This is a genomic window from Mesorhizobium sp. ISC25 (genome assembly GCF_042295465.1).
Taxonomy (GTDB): Bacteria; Pseudomonadota; Alphaproteobacteria; order Rhizobiales; family Rhizobiaceae; genus Mesorhizobium.
Genome location: NZ_CP135441.1, coordinates 4,022,102 through 4,041,347 on the forward strand (window position 1 = coordinate 4,022,102; position 19,246 = coordinate 4,041,347).

The window sequence follows — 19,246 nt, forward strand, 5'->3', positions numbered from 1 at the left end:
AGACTGGGTTAAGATGACTTTAAGGAATGCCTCAGGATTTCAAAGTTTTCGGAGCGCCACTTCCTCGACCAGATGGTTGGCGCCCTTGCGCAGGATGAGATCGGCTCGGGCGCGGGTCGGCAATATATTCTCGCGCAAATTCTTCAGATTGATGTTGGTCCACAGGCCCTCGGCGATGGCGCGGGCCGCATCCTCGGAAAGTTGCGAATAGCGATGGAAGAAGGAAGCCGGGTCGCGGAAGGCGGTTTCGCGCAGCCGCATGAAGCGGGCGATATACCAGTGATGGATCAGCACCTCCTCGGCATCGATATAGATGGCGAAATCGAAGAAATCCGACAGGAAAGGCACGATCTTGCCGTCCTTCGGCAGCTTGCCCGGCTGCAGGACATTGATGCCTTCGAAAATCAGGATGTCCGGCCGGTCAATGGTCTGGAACTCGCCCGGAATGACGTCATAGGTCAGGTGCGAATAGACTGGCGCGAGGACGTTACGCTGCGCCGATTTGATGCCGGACAGGAAGCGCAGCAGCGCGCCGACGTCGTAGCTGTCGGGAAAGCCCTTGCGCTCCATCAGATTGTTGCGGCGCAGTACTTCGTTCGGCAGCAGGAAACCGTCGGTGGTGACCAGGTCGACCTTGGGACTCGACGGCCAGCGCGCCAGCAGCTCCTTTAGGACGCGCGCCGTGGTCGATTTGCCGACCGCCACGGAACCGGCAATGCCGATGATGAACGGTGTCTTGGCCACGTCCAGCGCGTTGAAGAAGACCTGGCGTTGCCTGAACAGGAGTTGACTGGCTTCGACATGGGCCGACAACAGCCGTGACATCGAAAGGTAAATGCGCTCGACCTCGTGGAGATCGACCGGATCGTTCAGCGACCGCAGACGATGGATCTCGTCTGCGGTCAGCGTCATCGGCGTATCGGCGCGGAACCGCGACCATTGCTCGGCCGAGAAGAAACGATAGGGTGAATACTTCTCGGTAGGAGCGAGCTGGTCCATCGAGTTCCTCCGCAGCGATCAGCCCCGGTCCAGCCGAGACGCCTTTTCGGCGATGCCCGAACGACCGGTGCGGCGTTCAAGCTCGTTGAGCACATCGCTCAGCGGAATGCCCGCTACGCCAAGAACGACAAGCCAATGATAAATGAGATCGGCGCTTTCCGAAACAAGCGCGGCCCTGTCGGCGCTGACGGCTGCGATCACCGTTTCGACCGCCTCTTCGCCGAGTTTCTGCGCTGCCTTGCTCATGCCGCGCTGAAAGAGCTTGGCCGTCCACGAATCCGGATCGCCGGAACGTGCGCGTTCGCCAATGATCTTCTCCAGATCGGAGAGCGAGAACTCAGTCATGACGGCGTTTACAGCCTCTTCTTAGCCGGAAAGGCTCTAGGACCGATTACCCGGCGAGTCCAGCCGCATCGGCAGTCCGGCCTGAGCCATATGCAGCTTGGCCTCGGCGATGCTGTAGGTGCCGAAATGGAAGATCGACGCCGCCAGCACCGCGCCGGCATGGCCATCGCGAATGCCTTCGACCAGGTGGTCGAGCGTGCCGACGCCGCCGGAAGCGATAACCGGCACGCGTACGGCGTCGGCGACCGCGCGGGTTAGGGCTATGTCGTAGCCGGCCTTGGTGCCGTCGCGGTCCATGGATGTCAGCAGGATCTCGCCGGCGCCGAGATCGACCACTCGCCGAGCGAACTCGACGGCATCGATGCCGGTCTTCTCGCGGCCGCCATGGGTGAATATCTCCCAGCGATCAGCCTCGCTCGCAGCGGACACTTTCTTGGCATCGATGGCGACGACGATGCACTGGTTGCCGAATTTGTCGGCAGCCTCGGCGACAAAATCTGGGGTCTTCACCGCCGCCGTATTGATCGACACCTTGTCGGCGCCGGCCAAAAGCAGCTTCCTGATGTCGGCGACCTGACGGACGCCACCGCCAACGGTCAGCGGCATGAAACATTGTTCGGCGGTGCGGGCGATGACATCGAAAATGGTCTCGCGGTTTTCCGACGAGGCGGTGATGTCGAGAAAGCAGAGCTCGTCGGCGCCGGCCGCATCATAGGCTTTTGCTGCTTCGACGGGATCGCCGGCATCGACCAGGTCGACGAAATTGACGCCCTTGACGACGCGGCCGTTCTTGACGTCGAGACAGGGGATGACGCGGGCTTTCAGCATCAGATCCTCTCGATCGCCGCAAGAAAATCGACAAGCAGCTGGCCGACGATGGGCGGAACCTCGGCCTGGGAATCAAAGGCCGGGTCGTAGGCCGAGAGCGTCACGCCGACGATCGGGATTGACCTGGCCAGTCCGCAGGCAAGCTGCCGTAGCTGTTCCGGGCTCGGGCCGCCCGGATGCGCGTAGCGGTTCACCTGCAACACATCTGGATCGAGGACATCCAGGTCGAGATGCAGATGTGCCCGCACAGCCCCTGCCGCTGTGAGCTTTCCGACTCTATCGAGTGCACCGGCACATTCGCTGCGCACGATCGGCAAGGTTTCCAGCAGGCGCTTTTCGTCGGGATCGAGGTCGCGGGCATCGACCAGCATGCAGCGCGCCGGGTCTATCGGCCGGAACCCCGGAATCGCTGCCGCCATCGGACGCCAGCAGAGCCCGAGCGTCGCCGCCAGCGCCATGCCGTCGAGAAAGCCGTAGGCCGACGTCTCCGGCGTGTTGAGATCGCCATGCTGATCGATCCAGATGATCGAATCCGCGGCTTCACCGGCAACCGCACCGGCGGCGGTCAGGCAATTTCCAGCAAGGATAATTGGGAAGCGTCCTCCATCGCGGGCGAGGTTAACCTTGGTCGCGACGGCGTTGCAGACGGCGAAGCCGGTTGCAATTTCGCGCCCCTGATCGTCTCCGACCTTGCCGATATCTTCGACGGCGACGTCATGGCCAGCCACGGTCAGGGCTTCGAGGAGCCCACCGCCGATGATGGCGTCCGGCCCCTCGCCGCACCCCTCGTGATAGTGCCCGCTGTCATAGGGGGCGAGGATAATCGAGACTTTCATGATGACGTCCCTGCCATCGGCTTGCCGCGCAGGATCGCCAGTGCCTCGGCCGGATCGATGCGGCCGTCGTAGAGCGCGCGGCCGGAGATCGCGCCTTCGAGCTTCTGCGCATCGGGCATGGTCATGCGCACGATGTCGGCGATCGAGGCGAGCCCGCCCGAGGCGATGACCGGGATCGACACCGCCTCGGCGAGATCGATGGTGGCGTCCCAGTTGATGCCGGTCAGCACACCGTCGCGATCGATGTCGGTGTAGATGATGGCGGCGACGCCGGCGCCTTCGAATTTCCTCGCCAGTTCGATGACGCCGAGGCTCGAGGCCTCGGCCCAGCCTTCGACCGCGACCTTGCCGCCCTTGGCATCGATGCCGACGGCGATCTTGCCCGGGAACGCCTTGCACGCCTGCCTGACCAGATCCGGATCGCGCACCGCCACCGTGCCAAGAATGACGCGGGCCAGCCCACGGTCGAGCCAGTCCTCGATTTGCGCCAGGGTGCGGATGCCGCCGCCGAGCTGCACCGGATTGTTCGTCGCCTTGAGGATGGCGCCGACCGCCGCGCTGTTGACGCTCTGGCCCTTGAAGGCGCCGTTGAGGTCGACGACGTGCAGCCATTCGAAGCCCTGCTCTTCGAAGGCGCGCGCCTGAGCCGCCGGATCGTCATTGTAGATCGTCGCGGTCGCCATGTCGCCATGCCTGAGGCGCACGCATTTGCCGTCCTTGAGGTCTATCGCCGGAAACAGAAACACCTTCAGGCGCCTTCGACGATGACAAAGTGGCCGGTCGAGCCGGCGAGCCTGTACTTCAAGGCTGCCCGGTATTCAGGCGAGCCGTAGCATTCCATCGCCTTTTCATAGGATTCGAATTCCACCAGCACGTGGCGATTGCCTGTCGGCCCTTCCGGGCTGGTATACCGCCCGGCGCGCACCGGGAACGTCGCGCCGTATTTCGCGAAAGCCGCGGCATTGGCCTCGATGTACTGCTTGTAGATCTCGGGATCGTGGACATCGACCATTGCCATCCAATAGCCCTTCTTGCTCATGGTTCAGGGCCTCCAGCCTAGGAAATTGGTGATCAGCGCCAGGCCCAGCGCCTGGCTCTTCTCGGGATGGAATTGCGTTCCGGCTAGGTTGTCGCGGGCGACAGCGGCCGTTACCGGGCCGGCATAGTCGGCAACCGCCAGCACCTCATCCTCCTTCCGTGCATCGAGATGGTAGGAGTGGACGAAATAGGCGTGCAGTCCCTTGCCGCCCGTCGCAATGCCGGAAAACAGCGGATGCTTGCGCTTCAGGTCAATCGTGTTCCAGCCGATCTGCGGGATTTTCAGTGTCGGATCCGCCGGCGTGATCTCCTTGACGTCGCCGGCGATCCAGCCAAAGCCCTTTGTGACGGTCTTTTCCAAGCCTCGCTCCGACATCAGCTGCATGCCGACGCAGATACCGAGGAACGGCCGAGCCTTGGCGATCGCCACCTCCTCGACCGCTTCCCACATGCCGGCGACCGCACGCAGCCCAGCGGCGCAATCGGCATAGGCACCGACGCCTGGCAGGACGATGCGGTCGGCGGTCCTGACCCGCTCGGCATCGGCGGTGAGTTCGATCGCGGCGGCAATGCCGGCTTCATGCGCGGCGCGCTCGAAGGCCTTGGTGGCCGAGCGCAGATTGCCCGACCCGTAGTCGATGATCGCGACCCGCATCTCAGGGCTTTCCCGGAATATGGTTCAGCCCCAGCGCCATGCCCATCTGCGCCGGCCGGGCAAGTGCTGCGTCCGGAACGATGCGTTGCACCGGCGGTTGTTCATCCGACTGGGCTTCGGCTTCCAATGCATAGCGGATGTCGGCGTCGTCGAGCCTGTCGGCCTCGACCACGCCCCATTCATGCCAGCCGCGACGGCGCAGGGCTGCGATCCGCAAGCCCTGCCCTTCCAGTCCGACAAAGAGCATGACAAGCAGGGATAAAAGCGAGCCGGCTGTTTCCTGGCCCAGCCTTTCGCCCAGCATCGACAGCAGCCCCATGGCGACAAAGGCCAATGCCGCCTCGACCCACAGCCGGTGCCAGGCCAGCCACAGCGGGGGTACCAGGAAGCCGAGCCAGGCAAAGCCATCGCGCACAAAGGTGGCGTCCACGCTTTCACTGCGGCCTGGCGGCTCCATCACGACATAGATGGCCATGGCGCTACCCTTTCAGGGATCCCTTGGTGGAGGGAACCGCGTCCGGCTGGCGCCGGTCGCGCTCAAGCGCCGAACGCAACACACGCGCCACGGCCTTGAAGCAGGTCTCGGCGATGTGGTGGTTGTTGGCGCCGTAATGATTGGTGACATGCAGCGTGATGCCGGCATTCTGCGCCAATGCGTGAAAGAATTCGCGCACCAGCTCGGTGTCGAACGTACCGATCTTCGGCGACGAGAAGGAAACATTCCAGACCAGAAAAGGCCGGCCGGAGACGTCGATCGCCGCCCGCGTCAGTGTCTCGTCCATGGCAAGATCGATCGACGCGTAGCGCATGATGCCGCGCCGCTCGCCCAATGCCGTGGCCAGCGCCTGCCCAAGCGCGATACCAGTATCCTCGACCGTGTGGTGGTCGTCTATGTGCAGGTCGCCCTTGGCCTTCACCGTCATGTCGATCAGCGAATGGCGCGACAACTGGTCCAGCATATGGTCGAAGAAGCCGACGCCCGTCGAAATGTCGGATTTGCCCGAGCCGTCGACCTGAACCGACACGGAGATGTCGGTTTCCTTGGTCTTGCGGCTTATCTCGGCGGAACGGGGCGCCATGACCTCATCCTTGTCTCAGATTTGCACGATTCAGGCGTTCACATGCCTGAAAACGAAAGCCTTCTAGCAGCATGATCCGGCGATTGCCAGTTACCGCTGCGGAGCACTATCCGGCCCGGCGGATGGCCGGTTTGCAATCGTCCGGCCTATGCATACATATGGCCGATCAAGTCACTCGTAACGCGCCGATCGCCTCGATGGGATCGGTGCTTATCGGAGCAGAAAATGTCGAATGAACTGACCATGCATGCCACGACCATCCTGACCGTGCGCAAGGGCGGCAAGGTGGTGATCGCGGGCGACGGCCAGGTCAGCCTCGGCCAGACCATCATGAAAGGCAACGCCAAGAAGGTACGCCGCATCGGCAAGGGCGGCAACGTCATCGCCGGCTTCGCCGGCGCCACCGCCGATGCCTTCACTCTGCTCGAGCGGCTCGAAGCCAAGCTCGAACAATATCCCGACCAGCTGACACGCGCCTGCGTCGAGCTCGCCAAGGACTGGCGCACCGACCGCTATTTGCGGCGGCTGGAAGCGATGATGCTGGTGGCCGACAAGTCGGTGTCGCTGGCGCTGACCGGCACCGGCGACGTGCTGGAGCCCGAATTTGGCGTCATGGCGATCGGCTCGGGCGGCAATTACGCGCTGGCAGCGGCACGCGCGCTGATAGATAGCGACAAGGGCGCAGAGGAGATCGCCCGCAAGGCGATGCAGATCGCGTCAGACATTTGCGTCTACACCAACAACAGCTTCGTCGTCGAAACCCTCGATGCCGCCTGAGCGGAGCCTCCGCTATGGTTTTCGGCCGGTGACCGAGAGGGACCTGCCGATGATCGCCGGCTGGCTTGCCGAGCCGCATGTCGCCGAATGGTGGAACGATCCAGAGGCCGAGATCGCGGAGATCCGCGAACATATCGACAGCATTTCGGTCGAGCCGCTGATTATCGAGCTCGACGGAAAGCCCATCGGCTATTTGCAGAGCTACGATCCGCATCTGGAGGACGGCCATCCCTATAGAGACCAGCCGTTCGGCACGCTCGGCATCGATCTGTCGATCGGCGTGCCGGGGCTTGTCGGGATCGGCCACGGCTCGGCGATCGTCCGGCAGTTCGTCAAACAGCTTTTCGAGGAAGGTGCGCCGCGCGTCATCATCGACCCGGATCCCGCCAATGCACGGGCTATCCGTGCCTATGAAAAGGCCGGTTTCACGGCTATCGATCGCAGGAAGTCGGAATATGGCGATGCCGTGCTGATGGCGATTGATGCCCCAGAGGGTGATGCCGGACAGGGTGATGCCGAACAGGGTAACGCAGAAGAGGGGCAATAGCAGCATGAGCGTATCCAGCGACAAAACCGTCTCGGCCTACGAAGACAGCTTGCGAATGGGGCTTCTGCTGGTTCTCGGCCTGGTCATCTTCCAGGCAGGGGTCCTCTACGGCATGGGGCGGACGCCGATTTGCACCTGCGGCTACGTCAAGCTGTGGCATGGCATCGTGCAGAGCTCGGAAAATTCCCAGCATATTTCCGACTGGTACAGCTTCTCGCACATCATTCACGGCTTCCTGTTCTATGCGCTGGCGTGGTGCCTTTTCCCGCGCTCGCCGATCGGGCTCAGGCTGGCCTTTGCGGTGGTGGTGGAGGGCGGCTGGGAACTGCTTGAGAACAGCCCTTTCATCATCGATCGCTACCGCGCCGGCACGATCTCGCTCGACTATTATGGCGACAGCATCATCAATTCGGTGTCCGACACGTTGGCCATGGTGCTGGGGTTTGTCATGGCGCGAAGGCTTCCTATATGGGTGATCGTAACCCTCGCCCTCATCTTCGAATTCGGTGTCGGCTATCTCATCCGGGACAATCTGACACTCAACGTGATCATGCTGCTGCATCCGTTCGAGTCCATTCGGCAGTGGCAAAGTGGAATTTAGTGACATGAGCACCTTCTCTCCCCGCGAAATCGTTTCGGAACTCGACCGCTTCATCATCGGCCAGAAAGACGCCAAGCGCGCCGTGGCGATTGCCTTGCGCAACCGCTGGCGCCGCCAGCAGCTCGAGGGCCAGATGCGCGAAGAGGTGATGCCGAAGAACATCCTGATGATCGGCCCGACCGGTGTCGGCAAGACCGAGATATCGCGCCGCCTGGCGCGCCTTGCCGGTGCGCCTTTCGTCAAGGTCGAAGCCACCAAGTTTACGGAGGTCGGCTATGTCGGCCGCGATGTCGAGCAGATCATCCGCGATCTGGTCGAGATCGCCATCGGGCTGGTGCGCGAGAAGATGCGCGAGGACGTCAAGGCGCGTGCCCACATCAACGCCGAGGAAAGGGTGCTCGAAGCCCTCGTCGGCAAGACGGCAAGCCCGGCCACCCGCGACAGTTTCCGCAAGAAGCTGCGCGACGGCGAACTCGACAACAAGGAGATCGAGATCGAAGTGGCCGATACCGGCAATGGCGGCATGCCCGGCTTCGAGATCCCCGGCATGCCGGGCGCCAATATCGGCGTGCTCAATATCAACGACATGCTGTCGAAAGCGATGGGCGGCAAGAAGACCAAGTTGCGCAAGACGACGGTCAAGGAGTCCTACGGGCTGTTGATCGGCGACGAGTCCGACAAGCTGCTCGATCAGGACGAAGTGGTGCGCAGGGCACTCGAATCGACCGAGAATGACGGCATCGTCTTTCTTGACGAGATCGACAAAATCGCCTCGCGCGAAGGCGGCATCGGTGCCGGTGTTTCGCGTGAAGGCGTGCAGCGCGACCTGCTGCCGCTGGTCGAAGGCACCACGGTTGCGACCAAATACGGACCGGTGAAGACCGACCATATCCTGTTCATCGCCTCGGGCGCGTTCCACGTCGCCAAGCCCTCCGACCTGCTGCCGGAATTGCAGGGCCGCCTGCCGATCCGCGTCGAGCTGCGGGCGCTTGAGAAGGACGATTTCGTCCGTATCCTCACCGAGACCGAAGCCAGCCTGATCAAGCAGTATATCGCGCTGATGAAGACCGAAGGCGTCGACCTGGTCTTCACCGATGACGCGATCGATTCGTTGGCCGGCATCGCCGTGGACCTCAACGCCAGCGTCGAGAACATTGGCGCCAGGCGGCTGCAGACGGTGATGGAGCGGGTACTGGACGATATCTCCTATGACGCGCCGGACCGCAACGGCACCTCGGTGACCATCGATGCCGCCTATGTCGAGAAGCACGTCGGCGACCTCTCCAGAAACACGGATTTGTCGCGTTTCATCCTGTAGGAGACGCTCCATCCTCGAAGAGGCGGGGGAATTGCTCCCGGTCTCCGCCTAAGTCGGCCCGGCCTCCCCGATGTGTGGCCAAATGGAAGCATCCGGCAAGCTTTCGTCCCGTCCGGTGCAGGCGTCTCTCGACTCCCGGTGGAGCATTACCTAGTTTGCCGGCGATTATTTGGGCGGCGGCGCATGAAAAAACTGATCCTCGTCATTTTGGGGCTGACGCTGGCGGCAGCCATGTTCGCCGCGCAAGCGGCAACGATGGTGCCGCCGGGCAACCGCAACACCGAGCAGCCCGACATACCGGGCGCATCGAGCCGGCGCACCCAGGCGACCAACACCACGTTCCAGGCGAAATACCGAAAAGTCTTTGCGCTGCTCCAGAACGATGCCGAACTGCGCGGCAAGATCAAGCAGGCAGCCGCGGCCTATGGCATCGACCCAATGCATATCGTTGGAGCCGTCGTCGGCGAGCATACCTATAATGTCGATGCCTATGACCGGCTGCAGACCTATTACGTCAAGGCGATCTCGTATCTGTCGAGCAAGCTCTCCTTTGCCTATGATGGCGAGGACATCACCGATTTCATGCGACGGCCCCAATTTGCGAAATGCGATGGGAAGTCCGACAGCTACGATCTTTGGGAGTGCCGCGAACAGGTGTGGAACCGGTCGTTCCGCGGCAAAACCGTCAACGGCGAGAGCTTTCCCAACGACCGCTTCGGCGCCACTTTCTTCCAACCTTATTATGCCGGCCAGACTTTTGGCCTTGGCCAGCTCAATCCGCTGACGGCGCTGCAGATGAGCGATCTCGTGCACAAGGTTTCCGGCCTGCCGGAACTCGACGTCGGCGACCCGAACGCGGTCTACAAGACCATCATGGACCCTGACCTGACCCTGCCTTATGTCGCGGCGACAATCCGGAAGTCGATCGACGCCTATGAAAGCATTGCCGGCTTCGACATCTCAGGCAATCCCGGCATCACGTCGACGCTCTACAATGTCGGCAATCCCGAACAGCGTGCCTATGCGCTGAAAGCCGAGAACGACAAGCGCCGCGCCGCGGGCGAGCCGGAAAAGCTGCCGGAGGAAAATTACTATGGCTGGCTGGTCAACGACAAGCTGCCGGAGCTGGAAGCGCTGTTTTAGCCGAACGCGTTCGGCCAACTATCCACGCGGCGGATCAAGCCGCCAGCAGCGACTTCAGCTTGATCGTTTGCGAGCCTAGCGCTTCCGGCGCCGGCTTTGCCTGCTTTGCAATCAGCATCTCGGCCAGCCTTATGTCGCGGGCGACCGCGTTGCCGGGGCCGATGCCGCTTGCCGCAACCAGCCTGCCGTCCTCGGCGAGATGGAACAGGATGAAGGCGCCGTCGCCGAGCTCGCGACGCACAATGCTGCGGCCTTCGTCCGACAGGCCGGCGATCTGCAAGGTCAGGCCGTACTGATCCGACCAGAACCACGGCACCGCCGCATGAGCCTCGCCGGCGCCAAGCATGTTCCTTGCGGCGAGCGCGCCCTGCTCCTGCGCATTGCGCCAAGCTTCGAGCCGCACGCGCCGGCCGCCATAGATGGCGAGCGGAAACGAACAGCAATCGCCGGCGGCAAAGATGTCCGGGTCGCTGGTGCGAAGCTCGGCGTCGACGGCGATGCCATTGTCGATGGTCAGCCCCGCCTCCGCGGCAAGTCCGGTCACCGGCGCGGCGCCGATGCCGATCAGGGCAAGATCGGCGACAATGTCGTGTCCACCGGCAAGCGCGATGCGCACTTCGGCGCCATTATCGGCAATGGCGGCGATGCCCTCGCCGCACAGGATTTTGACGCCTTCGGCTTCATGCGCCTGATGGATGATCTCGGCGATCTCGGCCGGCACGCCGCGCATCAGAATGCGCGGCTGCGCCTCGATAACTGTGACCGCCGCACCCAGTCTGCGTGCCGCCGCGGCAAGCTCAAGCCCGATGAAGCCGCCGCCAATGATGGCGATGCGATTTCCGGCGCTGAGATGGGCGCGAATGGCCAGCGCGTCGTTGAAGGTCCGCAGATAGACGCAGCGCCCGTCAAGGCCCGGCATCGGCAGCTTGCGCGGCACCGAACCGGTCGCCAGCAGGAGCTTGTCATAGGTCAGGACGGAACCGTCGGAGAGGCGCACGACATGCGCCGCGCGGTCGATCGCCACAGCCTGAAGCGAATGGATATGCCTGATCGATCTTTCGGCCAGGACCGCCTCACTGGCGATCGCCTTGATCAGGGGCGCGTCGGCGACCATCGCGTCTTTCGACAGCGGCGGCCGCTCATAGGGAAGATGCGGCTCGTCGCCGACCAGCGTCACCGGGCCATCATAGTCGAGTTCGCGCAGCGCAAGGGCAGCGCGCCCGCCGCATTCGCCGGCGCCGATGATGACCATTCCCTTCGTCATCATCAACCGATCCGGACAAGGACTTTGCCGGCGTCGACTTTGACCGGATAAGTTCTTAGATCGACGCAGACCGGCGCGCCCCTGGCAGCCCCTGTCTTGTAGTTGAAGCGGCCATTATGCTTCGGGCATTCGATGATATCGTCCATCACCAGCCCGTCCGCCAGATGCACCTTCTCATGCGTGCAAAGCCCGTCGGTGGCGAAATACTCGTCGTCGGGGCTGCGGTAGACGGCGAAGGTGCGGCCGCCATGGTCGAAGCGCATCACGTCCTCTTCGTCTATGTCCCCGGCGTCACAGGCCTCGACCCAGTCGCTCATTTACGCCTCCCCCCAATTCTTGGCGCCCTCGGCATGGGCTTGTCATTCGGCAGCCACAGCAGCGGCAGCGTTATCGTTGTGGAAATCCTCGCAATAGGGCCTCGCCATCGGCGGCAGTTCGCGCTTGATGAAATAATCCTCATTGCGCAGCTGGCGCAGGAAAGCCGGTATCATCTCGCGGTAGCCGGCCAGGATGGACGGCGTCGGCGCCGGCAGATCGTGCTTGATCAGTTCATGCAGCCTGGGCAGCGCATGATAGGGCACCATGGGAAACATGTGATGTTCGACGTGGTAATTCATGTTCCAGTAGATGAAGCGGCTTATCGGGTTCATGTAGACGGTGCGGCTGTTGAGCCGGTGATCGGTGACGTTTTCAGCCAGGCCGCCATGCTGCAGCAGGCCGACCATGACATGATGCCAGGCACCGTAAAGCCTGGGCAGACCGACCAGCATCAGCGGCAGGAACGAGCCCGTGTAGAGCGCCAGCGCAATGGTCGCGGCATAGATTGTCGTCCAGATGCGGGCAATGCGAATTGCCTTCGGCTGTTCCTGGTCGGGAATGAAGGTTCTTTCGGCCGGACTAATGATACCGGCTGCATTGCGAAGCATGTCGCTCATCGCATGCCAGGCGTCGAGAATGCCGACGAAGTTGAGAACGACGCGCAGCAGATCGGGCGGACGCATCACCGATATCTCCGGATCGCGGCCGACGATGATGGTATCGGTATGATGGCGCGTGTGGCTCCAGCGCCAGGTCACCGGGTTGCGCATGATCATGAAGCAGGCGACCTGATAGACCACGTCGTTCATCCACTGCGTCCTGAAAGCGGTGCCGTGGCCACATTCGTGCCAGCGTGAATCGGTGGAGGAGCCGTAGAGGACGCCATAGACGAAGAAGAACGGCACGCACCACCAACTGCCCCAGAACCAGGCGGCGCCGGCGCCGCTGAGGATCATGGCGCCGAGCCAGATGATGGTATCGCGGATCGCCGGGCCGTCGGAGCGCTGCATCAGCTCCTTCATCTGCTTGCGCGGCACGTCGGTGTGATACCACTCGGCCGCCGCCAGCCCGCTCTCGACGGCGAGCTTCGCGTCGCGGCCGATCAGGCTGTAGTCGCGTCGGGACGCCGCTGCGGAGGTCGTGTTCCCGGTTCGGAGTCCAATATCCACCATGGCGGAGGCCTCGATTGTGTTCTGCCACGCTCAAAATAACGCCGAGCCCTGATAGGCTCAATATCACAAAGATAGTTTCTATCATTTTCCATCAGAATGGTGTAAAAGGAGCCGAACAGTAGAGCGAGGCAGCGATGGCGAAACGGCCCACGATCACCGACCTGGCACGCATTTCGGGGGTCAGCGTTGCCACCGTCGACCGGGTGCTGAACAACCGCTTGCCGGTGCGCGAGGAAACCGCGCGCCGCGTCTACGAGGCCGCGACCAGCATCGGCTATCACGCAGCCGGATTGATCAAGCAGCGGATGCGCCATGAATTGCCCGAATACCGGCTCGGGTTCCTGCTGTTGCGGCGGGAGGATGTCTTCTACAGTGAATTTGCCCGCGAGCTTGAACTGGCGGTATCGCAGTCGCCGCGCTTTCGCGGCGTGGCGACCATCGACTTCGCCGCTTCGCTGGCGCCGGACGAGATCGTCGAGCGGATGCGCAAGCTGGCCGCCAAATCCAGGGCCGTCGCCCTGGTCGGGCCTGATCACCCGACGCTGACGGTCGCCGTCGAGGCTCTCAAAGCCAATGGCGTGCCGGTATTCTCCCTGCTTTCCGACTTTGCGTCCGGTATTCGCGAGGGCTATGTCGGCCTGGACAATCGCAAGGTCGGCCGCACCGCTGCCTGGATGATCTCGAAGGCCGCGAAGAGACCTGGCAGGGTCGCCCTCTTCGTCGGCAGCCATCGCTTCCATGGCCATGAGCTTCGCGAGATCGGTTTTCGCTCCTTCTTTCGCGAGCAGGCGCCGGAATTCACTCTCCTCGAGACGTTGGTCAATCTGGAAGCGAACCAGATCACGCATGATGCAATGATCGAGCTTCTGGCCGGCCACCCCGATCTCGCCGGTTGCTATGTCGCCGGTGGCGGCATGGAAGGCGCGATCTCGGCGCTGAGAGAGGCAAAGCCGGCTGAGATGCCGGCGGTCGTCTGCAACGAGATCACGCCCGACTCCCGCGCGGCGCTGGCAGACAATTTCCTGACGATGGTGATCTCAACGCCACTGGCAGCGCTTTGCCGCGAGCTTGTCGGGCTGATGGCGCATGCCATCGAGACCGGCGCTGCGAATGCGCCGGGCCAGACCTTTCTGCCCTTCGACATTTATCTGCCGGAAAACATCTGACGTCGCGGTCATCGGCGGCAGACATGATGTAATCTATCAGAACGCTTTCAGGCCTGGCTTGCGTTAGCGTCCGTCTAAAAGCGCTCGAAATGCCGAAAATCCATTCCTCATAGCGAAATCTCGCTTGACGCCCACGCGAAATGGAATAAATATTTCACCAACTGAGCATTTTGGTTCTTTCGTTCCGGAAGATCTGTTTCAGGCAAATGCCTTCCGGAACTGAAAATGGCAATCGGGAGAGAATTCCCTGCGAGATCGGGGATTCCGGGTAGATCGGTGCAGCCGGACACCAATGTGGAGGAGAGATAAAATGAAAAAACTGCTTTTGGGCGTCGCGTTCGCGGCGCTGATGAGTTCGTCCGCCTTTGCTGCCAAGATCGGCGTGTCGATGGCGTTGTTCGACGACAATTTTCTCACCGTGCTGCGCAATGGCATGATTGAGCAGGCCAAGGGCATGGACGGCGTCGAGCTGCAGGTGGAGGATGCGCAGAACGACGTCGCCAAGCAACTCGACCAGATCAAGAACTTCGCCGCCTCGGGCGTCGACGCCATCATCGTCAACCCGGTCGACACCTCGGCCACCCAGGCGATGTCGGACGCAGCCGCCGCTGCCAAGATTCCACTGGTCTATGTCAATCGCGAGCCGGTCAACGTCGACACGCTGCCCGAAAACCAGGCCTTCGTCGCGTCGAACGAAGCCGATTCCGGCACGCTCGAGACCAAGGAGGTCTGCCGCCTGTTCAAGGAGGCCGGCAAGACTGAAGCCAACGTCTATGTGATCATGGGCGAGCTGTCGAACCAGGCCGCGGTGCAGCGCACCAAGGACATTGACGACGTGATCGCCACGCCGGAGTGCAGTTTCATCAAGATCATCGACAAGCAGACGTCGAACTGGAAGCGCGAAGAAGCGCAGAACCTGATGACCAACTGGCTGTCGACCGGCAAGCCGTTCGACGGCGTCATCGCCAATAATGACGAAAGCGCCATCGGCGCCATCCAGGCGATGAAGGCCGCCAACATCGACATGAAGTCGGTTGTCGTCGGCGGCGTCGACGCTACCCAGGACGCGCTTGCGGCGATGCAGGCGGGCGACCTCGATGCGACGGTATTCCAGGACGCAGCCGGCCAGGGCGCCGGCGCGCTTGACGCAGCGCTCAAGCTGGCGAAGGGCGAGAAGGTCGAGCACAAGGTCTACATCCCGTTCCAGCTGGTCACGCCGGCAAACATCGACAAGTTCCTGAAGAAGAACTGAGGCGGACCTGTCCGATACGGAGCGGCGCGCCAAAGTAAGACAGCGCCGCTCCGCTTTTTCCCTCTCGGCCTGAACAGCGCCGAGTGGAGACCGTGGCTGACGGAGGAAGCACGATTGGCACAGACATCTCACGGCGTCGGCGGGCTCAGCTATGATGCGAAGCGGCGCGCATGGCCGGCCGAATTCAACGTCTTCCTGGCGCTTGTCATCCTGGTCGGCGCTTTCGAACTGATCGGCCGGGTTTTCCTTGGCGACAGCTTCCTGTTCAATACCCGCGACAATATCGACGCAATCTTCAACGAGGCGCGCCTGCAGATCATTATCCTGCAGGTGTCGATCGTCGGCATCATCGCTATCGGCGTGACGCAGGTGATCATTACCGGCGGCATCGATCTGTCCTCGGGTTCGATTGTCGGCGCCACGGCGATGATCGCCATGAGCTTCGCCCAGGTGGCGACGGTCAACGGCAACCCGAACCCCAAGGCAATGTTCATCGCCCAGGGCTGGACCGACCTGCCGGTGATCGTGCCGGTGCTGGTCGCGATCGGCTGCGGCCTGCTGGCCGGCCTGGTCAACGGTGCATTGATCGCCTACACGCGCATTCCGCCGTTCATCGCCACGCTCGGCATGATGGTCACCGCGCGCGGCATCGCCAAATGGTGGTCGAAGGGGCAGCCGATCTCGTTTCCGACCGAGAGTTTCGCCTCCATCGGCAAGGGGCTGATGCCGGTCATCATTTTCATATCACTCGCGGTGCTGTTCCAGCTGATCCTGAGCTACACCAAATATGGCAAGCACTGCTATGCAATCGGCTCCAATGAGGACGCCGCGCGCATGTCCGGCATCAACATCGCCAATCACAAGATCCTCGTCTACGTCATTGCCGGCGTCCTCGCCGCGCTCGCCGCCGTGGTGCTGAGCTCGAAAAATCTCACCGCCCAGGCCGGCATGGGTGTAATGTACGAGCTCGACGCGATCGCCATGGCAGTTATCGGCGGCGTGTCGCTGTCGGGCGGTCGCGGCTCGATTATCGGGACAGTGATCGGCTCGCTGATCTTCGGCGTCATCATCTCCGGCTTCACCTTTCTGCGCCTCGACGCCTATTATCAGGAGATGGTCAAGGGCGTGATCATCGTCGGCGCAGTCGTACTCGACCAGTGGCGCCAACGCCTGCGGGCAATGAGGGCTTGATCATGTCGGACATCGTCCTGAAGACCGAAAACCTGACCAAGTATTATGGCGGCGTCCATGCGCTGGAAGGTGCCAACTTCGAGCTGCGCAAGGGCGAGCATGTCGCCATCATGGGCGACAACGGTGCCGGCAAATCGACCTTCGTGCGCCAGATTACCGGCGTAGAGCAGCGCACCAGCGGCAGGATGTGGTTCGACGGCAAGGAAGTGAATTTCGCCGGACCTATCGAAGCCCGCGAGGCGGGCATCGAGACGGTGTTCCAGAACCTGGCGCTCGCCGACGACCTCGACGTACCGTCGAACCTATTCCTCGGCCGCGAGCGAGTGCTGTTCAATCTCGGACCCTTCTCGATCCTCGATCGCAAATTCATGCGCAAGGCGACCGAGGCAGCCTTGGTCCGCACCGCAGTCAAGATTCCCAATCTTTCCAACACCATCCGCCATATGTCGGGTGGCCAGCGCCAGTGCGTAGCGATCGCCAGAACCGCGACCTTTGCTTCCAAGCTCATCATCATGGATGAGCCGACGGCGGCACTCGGAGTGCAGGAGACGATGCAGGTCGAAAACATCATCCGCACGCTGAAGGAGAATGGCGAACCGCTGATCCTGATCTCTCACAACATGCGCCAGGTGTTCGATCTGGTCGACCGTATCGTCGTTTTCCGGCGCGGCCGCATCGTCGCCAATTTGCGCAAGCAGGACACCGACGGCAACGATATCGTCTCCTACATCACCGGTGCCAAGACCGGGCAGGCAGAACTTGCGGCGTAACGGCCAACACCGAGCCACAGGCGCTGACACGCCCTCCCTTTCGAACCATCCTCAAAGGAAAATTCTTCATGCCTCTTCGCTTTGCTCTTCTCGGTGCCGGCCGTATCGGCAAGGTCCATGCTCGCGCCGTTGGTTCCAATCCGCAGGCCAGACTGGTTGCGGTTGCCGACGCCTTCGAGAAGGCGGCGACCGATCTGGCCTCAGCCTATGGCGCCGAAGTGCGCAGCATCGATGCCATCGAGAAGGCCGGCGATATCGATGCGGTCGTCATCTGCACGCCGACCGACACCCATGCCGATCTGATTGAACGCTTCGCCAAAGCGGGCAAGGCGATTTTCTGCGAGAAGCCGATCGACCTCGACGCCGGCAGGGTGGAACAATGCCTGGCCGTCGTCGACAAGGCCGGCGCGACCCTGATGGTCGGGTTCAACCGCCGCTTCGATCCGCATTTTGCCGCCGTGCGCAAGGCGATCGACGACGGCGCCATCGGCACTGTCGAGATGGTGACCATCACCTCGCGCGATCCCGGTCCTCCGCCGCTCGACTATATCGGCCGCTCGGGCGGCATTTTCCGCGACATGACCATTCATGATTTCGACATGGCGCGCTTCCTGCTCGGCGAGGAGCCGGTGGCGGTCAGCGCGCACGCTTCGGTGCTGGTCGACAAAAAGATCGGCGAGGCCGGCGACTTCGACAGCGTCAGCGTCATCCTCGAAACTGCCTCCGGCAAGCAATGCGTCATCTCCAACTCGCGCCGCGCCACCTATGGCTACGACCAACGCATCGAGGTGCATGGCTCGAAAGGCATGATTGCGGCCGAGAATCAGCGGCCGGTGTCGATCGAACTGGCCAATGAAAAGGGCTATACGCGGCCGCCGCTGCACGATTTCTTCATGACCCGTTATCTCGACGCATATGCCAACGAGATCACTGCTTTCATCGCGGCAGCGACGTCAGGCAAGAAGGCGGCGCCGAGCGGCAAGGATGGGCTGGTGGCGCTCAGGCTGGCAGATGCGGCGCTGAAATCGGCCAAGGAAGGCAAGACCGTCCGCCTCGACAAAACAATCTGACTATCAAGCACAGGAGCAAGGCGATGAACGGTTCAGCCGGTCGCAATTCCGAAACACGCGCCATCGTCACCGGCGGCGCACAAGGCATCGGCTTTGCCGTCGCCGAAGCGCTGGCCGATGAGGGCTGCCAGGCGCTGGCGCTGATCGGCCGCTCGCAGGAGAAGGGCGACAAGGCTGTCGCCATCCTCAAAGAGGCAGGCGTCGATGCCATCTTCATCAGCGCCGACGTCTCAGAGGTGGCCGACTGCAAGCGCGCCATCCAAACCGCGATTGGCCATTTCGGCACCATCAACGCGCTGGTCAACGCCGCCGCCACCTCGGCCCGCGGCTCGCTGGTCGAGACCTCCGAGGATCTGTTCGACCAGATATTTCAGACCAATGTGCGCGGCCCGTTCTTTCTGATGCAGGGCGTGGTGACGCATTTGCTGGCGTGCCAGGCACCGGGCTCGATGGTCAACGTGCTGTCAATGTCGGCGCATTGCGGCCAGTCGTTCCTGGCACCCTATTCGTCGAGCAAGGGAGCGCTGGCGACGCTGACCAAGAATGTCGCCAATGCCTATCGCGGCAATCGCATCCGCTGCAATGCGGTGCTGCCTGGCTGGATGGATACCGAGGGCGAGGCGATCGTGCAGAAGAAATGGCACGACGCGCCGGACGACTGGCTGGAGAAGGCCGAGGCCGCGCAGCCGATGGGCCAATTGGTGAAGCCGGCGCAGCTTGCCCGACTGATCAGCTACATGATCAGCCCGCAGTCCGGCGTCATGACCGGGTCGCTTGTCGACTACGATCAGAACATCGCAGGGTCGTCGCCGGAATAGGATCGGCCGAGTAGCATCACGTTCAGAAGCAGCTCGGCCATGCGTCGGCCGAGATACCC

23 protein-coding genes are annotated in these 19,246 nt (G+C 62.2%); 11 read left to right on the forward strand and 12 right to left on the reverse strand.

The window, feature by feature from the left end:
* Nucleotides 1-39: 39 nt before the first annotated feature.
* Genes coaA through hisB form a run of 9 tightly spaced genes read right to left on the reverse strand, consistent with a single transcriptional unit; the run spans nt 40 to nt 5,780 of the window.
* A complete protein-coding gene (coaA, locus tag RQ479_RS19820) occupies nt 40-999 on the reverse strand; it encodes a type I pantothenate kinase (RefSeq protein ID WP_292660333.1) in 960 nt (319 codons plus the stop codon).
* Nucleotides 1,000-1,017: 18 nt separating this feature from the next.
* On the reverse strand, nt 1,018-1,344 hold the full coding sequence (locus RQ479_RS19825) for a phosphoribosyl-ATP diphosphatase (protein WP_292660336.1): 327 nt from the start codon (nt 1,342-1,344) through the stop codon (nt 1,018-1,020).
* Nucleotides 1,345-1,380: 36 nt separating this feature from the next.
* Nucleotides 1,381-2,175: an imidazole glycerol phosphate synthase subunit HisF gene (gene hisF, locus RQ479_RS19830; protein ID WP_352464788.1), complete on the reverse strand. Its 795-nt coding sequence runs from the start codon at nt 2,173-2,175 to the stop codon at nt 1,381-1,383.
* Nucleotides 2,172-3,008 carry an arginase family protein gene (locus tag RQ479_RS19835; protein ID WP_376702314.1) on the reverse strand — a complete coding sequence of 279 codons (837 nt, stop codon included), beginning with the start codon at nt 3,006-3,008 and terminating at the stop codon, nt 2,172-2,174. Before RQ479_RS19835 ends, hisF begins: the two co-directional genes overlap by 4 nt.
* Nucleotides 3,005-3,754, reverse strand: coding sequence for a 1-(5-phosphoribosyl)-5-[(5-phosphoribosylamino)methylideneamino]imidazole-4-carboxamide isomerase (hisA, locus tag RQ479_RS19840; RefSeq protein WP_376702315.1), 750 nt, complete (start codon nt 3,752-3,754; stop codon nt 3,005-3,007). Before hisA ends, RQ479_RS19835 begins: the two co-directional genes overlap by 4 nt.
* A gap of 2 nt (nt 3,755-3,756) precedes the next feature.
* Nucleotides 3,757-4,047, reverse strand: a complete 291-nt coding sequence (locus RQ479_RS19845) for a DUF1330 domain-containing protein (RefSeq protein WP_376702316.1) — start codon at nt 4,045-4,047, stop codon at nt 3,757-3,759.
* Nucleotides 4,048-4,050: 3 nt separating this feature from the next.
* Nucleotides 4,051-4,701 carry an imidazole glycerol phosphate synthase subunit HisH gene (gene hisH, locus RQ479_RS19850; protein ID WP_376702317.1) on the reverse strand — a complete coding sequence of 217 codons (651 nt, stop codon included), beginning with the start codon at nt 4,699-4,701 and terminating at the stop codon, nt 4,051-4,053.
* A 1-nt stretch (nt 4,702) separates the two neighbouring features.
* Entirely contained in the window at nt 4,703-5,176 is a 474-nt protein-coding gene (locus RQ479_RS19855; RefSeq protein WP_352464687.1) for a DUF2628 domain-containing protein, read from the reverse strand.
* Between the two features lie 4 nt (nt 5,177-5,180).
* Nucleotides 5,181-5,780, reverse strand: a complete 600-nt coding sequence (hisB, locus tag RQ479_RS19860; RefSeq protein ID WP_376702318.1) for an imidazoleglycerol-phosphate dehydratase HisB — start codon at nt 5,778-5,780, stop codon at nt 5,181-5,183.
* A gap of 225 nt (nt 5,781-6,005) precedes the next feature.
* Between hisB and hslV the strand changes: the two genes are divergently transcribed.
* From hslV to RQ479_RS19885, 5 genes are all read left to right on the forward strand, one after another.
* Nucleotides 6,006-6,557 carry an ATP-dependent protease subunit HslV gene (gene hslV / locus RQ479_RS19865; protein ID WP_352464691.1) on the forward strand — a complete coding sequence of 184 codons (552 nt, stop codon included), beginning with the start codon at nt 6,006-6,008 and terminating at the stop codon, nt 6,555-6,557.
* Nucleotides 6,547-7,104 (forward strand): GNAT family N-acetyltransferase, encoded by a 558-nt coding sequence (locus RQ479_RS19870; RefSeq protein ID WP_376702319.1) that lies wholly within the window; start codon nt 6,547-6,549, stop codon nt 7,102-7,104. Before hslV ends, RQ479_RS19870 begins: the two co-directional genes overlap by 11 nt.
* A gap of 4 nt (nt 7,105-7,108) precedes the next feature.
* Nucleotides 7,109-7,705 carry a DUF2585 domain-containing protein gene (locus RQ479_RS19875; protein ID WP_376702320.1) on the forward strand — a complete coding sequence of 199 codons (597 nt, stop codon included), beginning with the start codon at nt 7,109-7,111 and terminating at the stop codon, nt 7,703-7,705.
* 4 nt (nt 7,706-7,709) lie between these two features.
* Nucleotides 7,710-9,023, forward strand: a complete 1,314-nt coding sequence (gene hslU / locus RQ479_RS19880) for an ATP-dependent protease ATPase subunit HslU (protein WP_352464697.1) — start codon at nt 7,710-7,712, stop codon at nt 9,021-9,023.
* Between the two features lie 183 nt (nt 9,024-9,206).
* The gene (locus RQ479_RS19885; protein ID WP_376702321.1) at nt 9,207-10,166 is read left to right on the forward strand and encodes a DUF1402 family protein; all 960 of its coding nucleotides are present in this window, start codon (nt 9,207-9,209) and stop codon (nt 10,164-10,166) included.
* Nucleotides 10,167-10,200: 34 nt separating this feature from the next.
* Here the strand turns inward: RQ479_RS19885 and RQ479_RS19890 are convergent, their stop codons facing one another.
* From RQ479_RS19890 to RQ479_RS19900, 3 genes are read right to left on the reverse strand one after another with little or no spacing between them, the layout of a single operon-like run.
* Entirely contained in the window at nt 10,201-11,430 is a 1,230-nt protein-coding gene (locus tag RQ479_RS19890) for an NAD(P)/FAD-dependent oxidoreductase (protein WP_376705978.1), read from the reverse strand.
* Nucleotides 11,431-11,432: 2 nt separating this feature from the next.
* Nucleotides 11,433-11,747, reverse strand: a complete 315-nt coding sequence (locus RQ479_RS19895; RefSeq protein WP_352464700.1) for a MocE family 2Fe-2S type ferredoxin — start codon at nt 11,745-11,747, stop codon at nt 11,433-11,435.
* A 42-nt stretch (nt 11,748-11,789) separates the two neighbouring features.
* A complete protein-coding gene (locus RQ479_RS19900; protein WP_376702322.1) occupies nt 11,790-12,920 on the reverse strand; it encodes a fatty acid desaturase family protein in 1,131 nt (376 codons plus the stop codon).
* Nucleotides 12,921-13,054: 134 nt separating this feature from the next.
* Between RQ479_RS19900 and RQ479_RS19905 the strand changes: the two genes are divergently transcribed.
* The 6 genes from RQ479_RS19905 (at nt 13,055) to RQ479_RS19930 (ending at nt 19,187) form a co-directional block, all read left to right on the forward strand.
* Complete coding sequence (locus RQ479_RS19905; RefSeq protein WP_376702323.1) at nt 13,055-14,086, forward strand: LacI family DNA-binding transcriptional regulator; 1,032 nt, start codon at nt 13,055-13,057, stop codon at nt 14,084-14,086.
* A gap of 310 nt (nt 14,087-14,396) precedes the next feature.
* Nucleotides 14,397-15,338 carry a sugar ABC transporter substrate-binding protein gene (locus tag RQ479_RS19910; protein ID WP_352451673.1) on the forward strand — a complete coding sequence of 314 codons (942 nt, stop codon included), beginning with the start codon at nt 14,397-14,399 and terminating at the stop codon, nt 15,336-15,338.
* Nucleotides 15,339-15,452: 114 nt separating this feature from the next.
* Nucleotides 15,453-16,529, forward strand: a complete 1,077-nt coding sequence (locus RQ479_RS19915; protein WP_352911732.1) for an ABC transporter permease — start codon at nt 15,453-15,455, stop codon at nt 16,527-16,529.
* 2 nt (nt 16,530-16,531) lie between these two features.
* The gene (locus tag RQ479_RS19920; protein WP_254815918.1) at nt 16,532-17,299 is read left to right on the forward strand and encodes an ATP-binding cassette domain-containing protein; all 768 of its coding nucleotides are present in this window, start codon (nt 16,532-16,534) and stop codon (nt 17,297-17,299) included.
* Nucleotides 17,300-17,367: 68 nt separating this feature from the next.
* Nucleotides 17,368-18,369 (forward strand): inositol 2-dehydrogenase, encoded by a 1,002-nt coding sequence (gene iolG, locus RQ479_RS19925; RefSeq protein ID WP_376702324.1) that lies wholly within the window; start codon nt 17,368-17,370, stop codon nt 18,367-18,369.
* A 23-nt stretch (nt 18,370-18,392) separates the two neighbouring features.
* Nucleotides 18,393-19,187, forward strand: a complete 795-nt coding sequence (locus tag RQ479_RS19930) for an SDR family oxidoreductase (RefSeq protein ID WP_376702325.1) — start codon at nt 18,393-18,395, stop codon at nt 19,185-19,187.
* Nucleotides 19,188-19,246: the final 59 nt, after the last annotated feature.